Source organism: Pseudomonas sp. NPDC086278 (genome assembly GCF_050280905.1).
GTDB lineage: Bacteria > Pseudomonadota > Gammaproteobacteria > Pseudomonadales > Pseudomonadaceae > Aquipseudomonas.
Genome location: NZ_JBNNWE010000139.1, coordinates 1 through 11,325, shown reverse-complemented (window position 1 = coordinate 11,325; position 11,325 = coordinate 1). Strand labels below are relative to the sequence as shown.

Below are 11,325 nucleotides of genomic sequence, written 5' to 3'. Positions count from 1 at the left end.
GTGTCCTTGGACTTGATCGGGTTCAGGGTTTTACCGTCGGGCTCAGCTTCCTTGACACTCGGCGGCTTCAGTTCCAACACCGCCCCCACCACAAACTCCAACGGATTCGAATAACTGGTGGTGTTCGTCTCGGCACGCCAGATCTGATAGCTGACGCTCAGTTTTTCCCCACGACGCGCTTCGAAGTATTGCTGCACAAATACGGCGTCAAGCGGGAAGTCCACCGCCTTGCCGGCGCTCAGTGAATTGAGTGTTTTTGAATCCTCAGCGAGCAATGCACCTTTTTCATCGCGCAGTTGCCAGGTCACGACATCCTTGGCTTTGGTCGGGTTGGCGACCGGGCTGGGGCAGGTGACCTTGCTGATGCCACCGGGCAGATCCTTGGGTTCCAGCACGCCCGCCTGTTCGCCGAGAACGATGGGTTTCACCAGTTCGAACTGTGCTTCGCCGACGTTCAACCGCGTGGCATGCAGCGATTCGCGTCTGATGATCGTGCCGTCTTCGTCACTGAGCAGCGTGTACCACAATTCCAGCGTGCCGCCTTCGAGGGTTTTGAGGTGTTTGCCCTCGACGGTGACGATGAAACCCTCGGGATCGTTGGCTTCCTCGGCGCTGGGAAAGAACCAGTCCAGTTCCGGGTCGTAAGTGGTGTTATCAGGCCGGGTGCCGAACCATTTGAGTTCGATCGCATTGTCGGCGGTGATCAGCGGGTCATACGGAATGCGGATGCGCGTGTTCGGCAAGTCGGGGTCGAGGGCGCCGCTTTGTTCGTCCTCGGCAATCGGCGGCGCCAGGCGTTTGGGTTCGCCGATGATGTTGATGAAGCGACCCTTGGAGCGCTGAATGAGAACGCCGTCGCGCTCCAGTTCGTAAGAAAACATGCCCTGGGTTTTTGCCAGTGCGCGGCCGGCCGCGTTGGACAGCAGCGCCTCGACCACCACGGGCGGTTTTTTCTCGATGGCTTGGCGAACCTTGACGTCGATGGCCTCGCCGTCAAGCGTGGTGCCCTTGAGACTCATGACGATGACATCGTTTTGCTGGAACTCGGCCGACGCCGCCCAGACCTGCAAGTGCAGCGGTTCATCGCCGAGGGTGTCGAGGTCGAGCACGTTACCGTCGGCTTGCCGAAGAATCGGAGCATCGAGTCGCGAATTACCGGTGTCGATGACGATGCGGGTTTCCTTGCACCAGTCCTCGGACTGGTTGAGGACCCGGTCACGAACCATGAAGGTCACGGCCAGGCCTTCGATACCGGAGTCGCCGGCCGCCAGAATCGTTTGTTCGTCGATGTGCACCTTGATCGGGTTGGCGACGGGGTTGTCGATCTGCGTTTGAGTGACCGGTGCGGAGAGCACCAGTTGGCCGCCCCAGCTCGCGGTGATCACATCGCCCACGGCGATGTTTTCGTAAGGCTTGCCGCTGCCGGGCTGGCCCAGGATGAGGAGGTCCACGCCGTTTTTGGCGCTGTCCTTGTCGACGCCATCCTGGACGATCTCCGCCGGCTCGAAGGCCATCGATAGATTGGAATGCCCATAATCCGGGTCCGTATCCTGGCCACCGGGTATGTCGAGTTTGGCGTCGAGCTCAAGCGGCGGAGTGAGGAGTTCGGGCGCCTGATTCAGCCGCGTCACCCGATAGGCCAGCGTCGATGGTCCGGTTTGCAGGCGAAACGGGGCAACGAACAGGGTGGCGCGCTCGGTCAGTTCGGCGGGGGCGGTGATGGTGGTTTGATCGACTACGTTGTTATTGATCAGCAACTCGACTTTGTCGCCCAGGCTCTTGTTCGACCAGACGGGGATTTGGACTTTCAGGCCCTTGTCAGGAAAGTTGAGCTGCGCGGCGGCAAGGTTGATCCCCCACTTGCCCGACGTTAGCGCGATGGCGCCGGGAATTTCCGGTTCGAGCAAGGCGAGCGGGCTGAGGTTTTTCAGCGGCTGGATGAGCATGGGGGACACTCCGGGCGGTGAACCGCGATGGAGTGATTTAAGGCTTGGGGCGAGAGGGTTGGCTACTGTCAGAAATAACAGGTTGGGGGTGGTTTAAGACGAGCGGTCATGTTGCTTGCTTAGATCGTTTTCGGCTTGGCCTGACCACCGGGCGGAAGCGAGAAAAGCAACGACGCAAGAGAGGATGTCTGGAGCTGTGTTTTAAATCGCGTTGTTTGTCGGCATTACTTTTGACTGTGGGGTGATGGCGCCGGCCTCTTCGCGAGCAAGCCCGCTCCCACAGGGGATCTTCGGCGTGACACAGAACCACTGTGGGAGCGGGCTTGCTCGCGAAAGGGCCCGAAAAAACACGATCAACCCCGCCGTCAAACCACCGGAAAATGAATCCGGAACGCCGCGCCGCCCATCGGCGAATCCCCCAGCGTCAGCTTCGCGCTGTAGCTTTCGATAATGTCTTTCACCACCGCGAGCCCAATCCCCTGCCCCGGATGCTGGCGGTCCAGACGTTCGCCACGCTCGAGGATCCGCGCGCGCTGATCCTGCGGCACGCCCGGCCCGTCGTCTTCGACGCACAACTCAATCCCGCTCAGGGTTTCGCGCACGCTGATGCGCACTTCGCCGAGGCACAGGCGATAGGCGTTTTCCAGCAGGTTGCCCATCATTTCCAGCAACGCGCCCTGCTCGATTGGTACGTAACACGGTTGTGGCAGGTCGAAAGCAACGCGCACGCGTTTGTCGCGGTAGACCTTGTCGAGTGTGTCGCACAGGCTTTGCAGCACTGGTTGCAAGCGCACCTGATGGCGCACCAGACCACTTTTGCGCAGGCTGGCGCGTTGCAATTGATAGCTGATTTGCTGGCTCATGCGTTCGATCTGGGTTTGCAGCACCCAGGCCTGTTCGCGGTCTTCGGGGCGTTGGGCCATGTCTTCGCTGACGCCTTGCAGCACGGTCAGCGGGGTTTTCAGGCTGTGAGCCAGGTCGTCGAGGGAATCGCGGTAGCGACTGCGCTGTTCCCGTTCACTTTGCAGCAAGCGGTTGAGGGAGCCGGTCAGGCGCAGCAGTTCGCGGGGGTGCTGTTCGCTGAGGCTTTCGCGGGTGCCGCTTTCGATTTCGTCGAGTTCCTGACTGAGTCGGCGCAAGGCCTGCAAGCCCCAGGTCAGGCCGATCCACAGCAATGACAGCAACACCAGCAACGCGGCGCCAAACCCGAGGTAGAGGTTTTCGCGCAGGCCTTCGAGGGTGGTTTCGTATTCGCGCACCGGTTGCAGGGCGACGACGCTGAACGCCGCGCTTTTGCCGCCGAGCAGTTTGACTTCGACATCGTAGATGAAGAATTCCTGACCGTTGGCTTCACGAATCTTTGCGAATTCGTTGCCGCGCCCATCGTAACGAGGCTTGTAGTTGATGTTTTCTTCCTGGGTAGCCTTCGAGCGCCAGAGCAGGTGGCCTTCACGGTCGTAGATGTAACCGAGCACACGGCCGTCGGCCAGGTTGAAGCGCTCATCGGGCAACTGCGCAGGCATCTGCAAGCGGTTGTTTTCCACCCGGGCGGCAGAGATCAGGGTGGTGACGTCCGACGCCAGGCGCTGCTCGATGGAATCCTGCAACGCGAGGCTGAACGCGCCTTGCATGGCGGGCAGCAACGCCAACATGAACAACACCGCCAGGATTGTGGCGGCGAGCATCAAACGGACACGAAGCGAACGAATCAAGTGCAACGCTCATTGAACAGGTAGCCGAGGCCGCGCACGGTGTCGATCGGTTTGAAACCGGCCGCGCCTTCGAGTTTGCGGCGCAAACGGCCGACCAGCACTTCAATGACGTTCGGGTCGCGCTCGTCGTCGTCGGGGTAGAGCTGCTCCATCAAGCGGTCCTTTGCCACCACTTGCTGGTGATGGCGCATCAGGTACTCAAGGATTCGGTATTCGTAGGCGGTCAGCGCCAGCGGTTGCTCATCGAGGGTCGCCTGTTTGCGATTGAGGTCGAGCAGCAGCGGCCCGGCGATGATGGTCGACTGGGTAAAACCGCTGGAGCGGCGCAGCAAGGCATTAAGACGCGCGTCGAGCTCTTCGAACTGAAACGGCTTGACCACGTAGTCGTCGGCGCCGGCGGCCAGGCCTTCAACCTTGTCCTGCCAGTTGCCGCGCGCGGTGAGGATCAGGATCGGGAAGCTCTTGCCGCGCGCGCGCAATTGACGGATCAGGTCGAGCCCGCCCATGCCCGGCAGCCCGAGGTCGATCACCGCCAGGTCATGATTGAACTGCTCGGTCTGGTACAGCGCCTCTTCGGCGTTGGCCACGGATTCGACCACGTGGCCACTGTCCGTCAGACGGGTTTGCAGGTGATGGCGCAACAGCGCTTCATCTTCGACGACCAGCAGTTTCATAACGCTCTCCCATGCAAAGCAACCTCTCCGGATTCACAACAACCCATCTCGATGGCCAGGCGTGTGCCCAGCCAGCGGTCAGGACAGATCATAGCGGCCCATGTCCCCCTCGCGGAGTTTAATGCCATTGTGCGAGACCGACACGTTGGCGTATCCGGCGGAGTAAGTAGCCGCATTGTGTGGCTGGCCCAGATGCGCGCTCCAGACACTTTCATTCCCCACGGCACTGACCACACTGAAGCGATTAAAGGTGAGGGTCTTCTTGACCTTGTCGTTGGTCTTCCCAAGACCCAGTCTGGCGACATCGTCGCTGGTGGCGAACGCCGCGGTGCTCGCGCTCAGAACAGTGAATGCCAGAATCAGGTTTTTAAAGCCAGTCATTAGGGAGTTTCCTCATGCGCAGGTGCTTTGGGGTACGGCGCTACATTACTCACCCGCCCCTGAACTGCCCCTGAACACAGGCTGAACCTAAGCTGAATCAGATCGACTAGGCTGTCTTGATGACTGACGTACAAGGAGATCAGACCATGCGCATGTTGCTCGCCCTCTGCCTGCTGATGTTGAGCGGGCTGGCCCAGGCCGCCATCAAGACCCAGGAAATCCCCTATCAAAGTACCGACGGGACAAAAATGATCGGCTATTACGCCTACGACGACGCGATCAAAGGCCCGCGTCCCGGCGTGATAGTGGTGCATGAATTCTGGGGGCTGAACGATTACGCCAAGCGCCGTGCCCGCGATCTGGCCGGCCTGGGCTACAGCGCGCTGGCCATCGACATGTATGGCGATGGCAAGAACACCGAACACCCGAAAGATGCGATGGCGTTCATGCAGGAGGCGCTGAAGGACAGCGCGGTGGCCAGTGCGCGCTTTAAGGCCGGGCTGGACCTGCTGAAGCAACAGCCGCAAACCGACCCGAATAAAATCGCGGCGATTGGTTACTGCTTCGGCGGTGGCGTGGTGCTGAATGCGGCGCGCCAGGGTTTGCCGCTGCTGGGCGTGGTGAGTTTCCACGGCGCGCTGGCGACCACTACACCGGCGACACCGGGCAGCGTGAAGGCAAAAATACTGGTGGAGCATGGGGCGATGGACAGCATGATCACCGCGGAAAATGTCACCGCGTTCAAGGCTGAAATGGACAAGGCCGGGGCTGACTATCAGTTCGTCAGCCTGGCGGGCGCCAAGCATGGGTTTACCAACCCGGATGCGGACCGGTTGAGCCATGGCGATCATGGCGGGCCTGACATCGGCTACAACAAGGCCGCGGATGAAAGCTCATGGGCGGACATGCAGGCGTTTTTCAAAAAGATATTTGGTTGATCAGGCAGACCGCATAACGGCCTTCGCGAGCAAGCCCGCTCCCACACTGGATTTGCGTAGCGACACAAATCCCTGTGGGAGCGAGCTTGCTCGCGATGGCCGCGCCCGCATTCGATCGCCGTTCTCCAACAGAAACCCGGTCAAATGTGGGAGCGGGCTTGCTCGCGAAGGCCGCACTGCCAATCTGAACCCTGCCTCTACCCAGCCCGAGAGCAACCCGGCAAAATGCCCGCCATGAACCCCACCCCCGCCCTGCCCGCCTGCTGCACCCCACTCGACGCCCATTGGCCGCTGCCCTTCGCGCTGCCCGATACGGTGTTGCTGAGCACTCACTTCAACACCTCGCAACTGGCCAGCGATGACTTCCTGCGCAGCGCCATCGAACCGCCCGCGAGCATCCAGCGTTCGGTCGCCAAACGTCAGGCCGAGTTTCTCGCCGGCCGGGTGTGTGCCCGGGCTGCGCTGCAGCAGCTGGAAGGCTTGAGTTATATCCCGGCCATCGGCGAAGACCGCGCGCCGGTGTGGCCCGCGCACATCACCGGGTCGATCACCCACAGCACGGGGCGCGCCGCCGCAATTGTGGCGAAGAAAGCCAATTGGCGCGGCTTGGGGATGGACCTGGAAAACCTGTTGAATCCTGAAAGGGCCGAGCGTCTGGCCGGGGAAATCCTCACCCCGCCCGAGTTGCAGCGCATGGCGGCGAGCCCTCGCGATCAGATTGCGTTGCTGGTGACGCTGACGTTCTCGGTAAAGGAAAGTCTGTTCAAGGCGCTGTATCCGATCGTGCAACAGCGCTTTTATTTTGAACACGCCGAGCTGCTGGAATGGACCGAGGCCGGTCAGGTGCGGTTGCGGTTGCTGACGGATTTGTCCGGTGAATGGCGCAACGGCACGGAGCTGGAGGCGCAGTTTGGGGTCGAGGATGGGCAGTTGTTGAGTCTGGTCAGTATCAAGGCTTGAGGATTTTCGGTGTTTGGGAGGGCCTCTTCGCGAGGCGGCTTACCATTCACCCATAATCTCACCGCTTCTCCTGGTTCCTCGGCCAACTCAGGCTGAAGCACGCCCCGCCCAGGCTTTTGCTTTTGCTGATCAACGCCCGCCCGTCATGCCAATGGATAATCCGCCGCACGATGGACAAGCCCAAGCCATGACCGCCCGACGCGCGGGTGCGGCTGTCATCCAGGCGCAGGAACGGCGTAAAAATCTTCTCCCAGGCGCTCTCCGGCACGCCCGGCCCGTCATCTTCGATGTCCACCCGGCAACGCTGCTGGCCGACCTGATAACTGACCGTCACTCTCGACGTGGCGTGGCGCATGGCATTGCTGACGAGGTTCTGGATCGCCCGGTGCAAGTAGCGCGGCTCGGCCTCGACCCAGGCGTCATCGCAATCGGCCGCTGACAGGCACAAACCGCGCTGCACGGTGACGTCGGCGCGCAACGGCGCCAACTCTTCAATGACCTGATTGACCAACGCATCCAGATCGATCCGCTGGAAATCCAGCGCCGGCGAGCCTTGCTCCAGCCGCGCATACGTCAGCATCTCGTCGACCAGTTTGTCGAGGTCCTCGATATCGTGGTCCATGCCTTCGCGGTATTTTTCCAGCGCTTGCGGCGTGGTGGCCGAGCCGATCATTTCCAGACCAAAACGCAGGCGTGCCACCGGGGTGCGCAACTCGTGCGACACGGCACGCACCAGTTCGCGCTGGATCGCCAGCAGTTGCTGCAAATGCTCGGCCATGCCGTTGAACGCGGACGCCAGACGCCCGACCGAGTCGGCGCCGCGTGCGGGCACTCGGGTTTCCAGGCTGCCCTTGGCAATGCGTGTGGCTGCGGCTTCGAGGCCACGCAAGCGGCGCTCCAATTGGCGCACCAGCAAATAGACGATCAAACCGATCAGGCTCAAACCGAGGGCTGCAATCAGCACCAGCCATTGCGGCGGGTAAGGATTCATCTGATACAACGGGCCAATCTCCAAAACCCACGGCGTGCCGACCATGCCGGCGAATACCCGGATCGAATCGCCCTCCTTGCCCAGCGCCATCACCGTGTCGCCCTCGGACACGCGGCGACTCTGGTCTTCATCCATGTCGGCCTGATCGACCGTGACCAGGCGCAAGTCGAAGCCGAAGCCCTTATCCTCCTTTATCTGCGCCAGGCGCTTGGGCTGCTCGGCCACCGGCACGCGCACCAGTTCGTCGGCGAGCAGATAAATAGTGGCGCGGGCCAGTTGCTCACTGATCTGTTGCACTTCGCCGGTCAGCACCAGTTGCTCCTTGTCGCTGACCAGGCGATACACCTTCGCCGCGTGCGGCCCGGTTTGCTCGACCAGCGCTTGCCCGCGCAGCACGCGGGTGCGCTGGGTCAGGTCGAGGTCGGTCTGGGCAAAGGTTTTCAGCGCCAGCGGAATCCCGAGCAAACGCTCCCACACCAGCAAGGCGCGGTGGCGCTCGGTTTCGTTCATCGGTTGCAGGTTGTCGGCCATCAGTGAAAACGTGCCGTGGGCCAAGCGCTCGCGGTATTGCTCGCTGCGCACCTGATTGAGCAAGTGCAGCGCCAGCACACCGAGCACGGCCACCAGAATCAGCGCCGCACACATGCCGCCGTAGATACGCAGGAAGATCGAGTTCACAGGGCGAAGGCTTGCGGAACGAACAGATACCCTTTGCTGCGGATGGTTTTGATCAGGCGCGGGTGGTCCGGGTCATCGCCGATTTTCGGGCGAATGCGCGAGATGCGCACGTCGATGGAGCGGTCCTGGCCGTCATAGCCGATGCCTCGCAGGGCGGTGAAAATCTCTTCGCGGGACAAGATGCGCCCGGCGTTGGCCACCAACAGCCACAGCAGGTCGAATTCGGCGCTGGTCAACTCGATGCCGTTGTCGTTCAGCCAGGCCTCACGCAGGGCATTGTCGACCACCAACGGGCCGAACTGCAGGCGCCGGCTATTTTGCGGCGTGGCTTGCGGGTTCGCTTCCGGGCCCTCACTGCGGCGCAGCAAGGCCTGGATTCGCGCCAGCAACAGACGCGGGCGCACCGGTTTGCACACGTAATCACCGGCGCCCAGGTCGAGGCCGAGAATCTGGTCGGTGTCGTCGGTGCGGGCGGTGAGCATCAGGATCGGGCCGTCATATTTATCGCGGACCTTGCGACAGATGCTCAGGCCGTCTTCGCCCGGGAGCATCAGGTCGAGGATCACCAGGTCCGGTTTCTCATCAATGATTCGAGCGGCGGCCAACGCGCCATTGCCCTCAATCGATACGCGCAGGCCGTTGGCTTCCAGGTAATCGCGGGTCAGCTCGGCCAGCCGTTGGTCGTCTTCCACAATCAATACCTGCCAGGCTTCTTGCTCCACGGTGACCTCTGCTTGCCAACAACACTTGTAAGGAAGGATCCGCCCGTCTTTTTGTAATGATTGGGGAGGATAAGAATGCATACACGCTGGGCGATTGTATAAACGCCGCCCGCCGAGAACACAAGCCGACAAATGCGTTCGGACAAGCCGTTTTTTTGTGATAGGGTTCGCGCCCTTAAAAACCCGGACGACTGTTTTCAAGCCTTGAGAACTGGTGAAAAACGGCTCGATCCAGCAAGGTCGCGGCCTACACGCCCGTTCCATCTTTCACACACAATTTACCCACAGGGTTATCCACAAGTAGTACGTTGCAACACCCTCCAAAACGCACTATCTTGTACCCCGGCGCCGAAAAAACCCTACATGTAGGGTTTTTGCGTAAACGCCCAACCACATTTCAGACCAGAAACTCAAGCGCTTTATTGCCTGTTTATGGTTGAACCAAGCACGAATTTACAAGCCCAAACCGCACAGGCGGATGGCACCGTTTTTTACAGCCGGAAGGGCCGGAACGGTACGGGTGTTGCAGTCATTACTGGCGCCCAGAATGGAATCCGGTGTCGAGCCAAGGCTCGCCGCCAAAGACTTCGGCAAGGAAGCGGCATCATTAGCCTTTTTCCTACTGTCCCGAAGTGGTTATGCCCGACACCCCGTCGGTTGTAGTGCTTCAGGACAGAACGGTGGGCACCATGATGGTGCCCAAACAAACATAGAGAATGTGGAGACAACCCCCCATGCAAACCGACACAACTCGCGAGAACCCGCAGGGCACCTTGCCGCAGGCCGCTGATTCGAATTCGGATCTGTCCGCCACCGCGCCTGGTCAGCTGCGTGTGATCAAGCGTAACGGCACGGTCGTTCCTTACACCGACGACAAAATCACCGTCGCGATCACCAAAGCGTTTCTCGCAGTTGAGGGCGGCACCGCTGCCGCCTCGTCGCGAATCCATGACACCGTTGCCCGCCTGACCGAACAAGTCACCGCGACCTTCAAGCGTCGCATGCCATCGGGCGGCACCATCCACATCGAAGAAATCCAGGACCAGGTCGAACTGGCCCTGATGCGTGCCGGCGAACAGAAAGTCGCCCGCGACTACGTGATCTACCGCGACGGTCGCTCCAAGCAACGCGCCGCCCACGCCCCGGCCGAAGAAGCGGTCAACGCTCACCCGTCGATCCGCATTACCCGCGCCGATGGCAGCTTCGCGCCACTCGACATGGGCCGCCTGAACACCATCGTCACCGAAGCGTGCGAAGGTCTGGAAGAAGTCGACGGCGACCTGATCCAGCGCGAAACCCTGAAAAACCTGTACGACGGCGTGGCCCTGACCGACGTCAACACCGCCCTGGTGATGACCGCCCGTACCTTGGTCGAGCGCGAGCCGAACTACTCGTTCGTGACCGCCCGCCTGCTGATGGACACCCTGCGTGCCGAAGGCCTGAGCTTCCTGGAAGTCGCCGAAAGCGCGACCCACCACGAAATGGTCGACCTGTACGCCAAGGCCCTGCCGGCCTACATCGCCAAGGGTATCGAATTCGAATTGCTGAACCCGATCCTGGCCACGTTTGACCTGGAAAAACTCGGCAAGGCGATCAACCACGAGCGCGATCAACAGTTCACGTACCTGGGCCTGCAAACCCTGTACGACCGTTACTTCATCCACAAGGACGGTATCCGCTTCGAACTGCCGCAGATCTTCTTCATGCGCGTGGCCATGGGCCTGGCGATCGAAGAGAAGCACAAGGAAGACCGTGCGATCGAGTTCTACAACCTGTTGTCGTCCTTCGACTACATGTCCTCGACCCCAACGTTGTTCAACGCCGGCACCCTGCGTCCACAGCTGTCCAGCTGCTACCTGACCACCGTGCCGGATGACCTGTCGGGCATTTACCACGCGATCCACGACAACGCCATGTTGTCGAAATTCGCAGGCGGCCTGGGCAACGACTGGACGCCGGTTCGCGCGCTGGGCTCGTACATCAAGGGCACCAACGGCAAATCCCAGGGCGTTGTTCCGTTCCTCAAAGTGGTGAACGACACCGCCGTCGCCGTTAACCAGGGTGGCAAGCGCAAAGGCGCTGTGTGTGCCTACCTGGAAACCTGGCACATGGACATTGAAGAGTTCATCGAGCTGCGCAAGAACACCGGTGACGATCGTCGTCGTACCCACGACATGAACACCGCCAACTGGATCCCTGACCTGTTCATGAAGCGCGTCTTCGATGACGCCAATGGCGGAAAACGCATTTTGCAGCGGTTGAACCACAAACGGCATCGAGTACAGCACCGAGCCGATCACCAACCCTGCAAAACTGAATGTCA

General features: G+C 60.7%; 8 protein-coding genes and 1 pseudogene. 3 read left to right on the top strand and 6 right to left on the bottom strand.

Translation table 11 applies throughout. The features are described from left to right. The 4 genes and pseudogenes from ACQKP4_RS27070 to ACQKP4_RS27055 form a co-directional block, all read right to left on the bottom strand. A pseudogene (locus ACQKP4_RS27070) lies at positions 1–1,946 on the bottom strand (hypothetical protein); the annotation flags it as partial. A gap of 365 nt (positions 1,947–2,311) precedes the next feature. Continuing rightward, positions 2,312–3,658, bottom strand: coding sequence for an ATP-binding protein (locus ACQKP4_RS27065; protein ID WP_427637042.1), 1,347 nt, complete (start codon positions 3,656–3,658; stop codon positions 2,312–2,314). Continuing rightward, complete coding sequence (locus ACQKP4_RS27060) at positions 3,655–4,332, bottom strand: response regulator (protein ID WP_427637041.1); 678 nt, start codon at positions 4,330–4,332, stop codon at positions 3,655–3,657. Before ACQKP4_RS27060 ends, ACQKP4_RS27065 begins: the two co-directional genes overlap by 4 nt. Before the next feature lie 78 nt (positions 4,333–4,410). After that, positions 4,411–4,713 carry a hypothetical protein gene (locus ACQKP4_RS27055; protein WP_427637040.1) on the bottom strand — a complete coding sequence of 101 codons (303 nt, stop codon included), beginning with the start codon at positions 4,711–4,713 and terminating at the stop codon, positions 4,411–4,413. 146 nt (positions 4,714–4,859) lie between these two features. On the opposite strand from ACQKP4_RS27055, the gene ACQKP4_RS27050 reads away from it, so the two are divergent. Continuing rightward, a complete protein-coding gene (locus tag ACQKP4_RS27050) occupies positions 4,860–5,651 on the top strand; it encodes a dienelactone hydrolase family protein (protein WP_427637044.1) in 792 nt (263 codons plus the stop codon). Positions 5,652–5,885: 234 nt separating this feature from the next. Then, the gene (locus ACQKP4_RS27045; protein ID WP_427637039.1) at positions 5,886–6,611 is read left to right on the top strand and encodes a 4'-phosphopantetheinyl transferase family protein; all 726 of its coding nucleotides are present in this window, start codon (positions 5,886–5,888) and stop codon (positions 6,609–6,611) included. 58 nt (positions 6,612–6,669) lie between these two features. On the opposite strand, the gene ACQKP4_RS27040 is transcribed toward ACQKP4_RS27045, so the two are convergent. Then, positions 6,670–8,280: an ATP-binding protein gene (locus tag ACQKP4_RS27040; protein ID WP_427637037.1), complete on the bottom strand. Its 1,611-nt coding sequence runs from the start codon at positions 8,278–8,280 to the stop codon at positions 6,670–6,672. Continuing rightward, on the bottom strand, positions 8,277–9,002 hold the full coding sequence (locus tag ACQKP4_RS27035) for a winged helix-turn-helix domain-containing protein (protein ID WP_427637036.1): 726 nt from the start codon (positions 9,000–9,002) through the stop codon (positions 8,277–8,279). The genes ACQKP4_RS27040 and ACQKP4_RS27035 overlap by 4 nt, the downstream gene beginning before the upstream one ends. A gap of 734 nt (positions 9,003–9,736) precedes the next feature. On the opposite strand from ACQKP4_RS27035, the gene ACQKP4_RS27030 reads away from it, so the two are divergent. Further along, positions 9,737–11,325: ATP cone domain-containing protein (locus tag ACQKP4_RS27030; RefSeq protein WP_427637035.1), on the top strand; the 1,589-nt coding region annotated here is incomplete at its 3' end.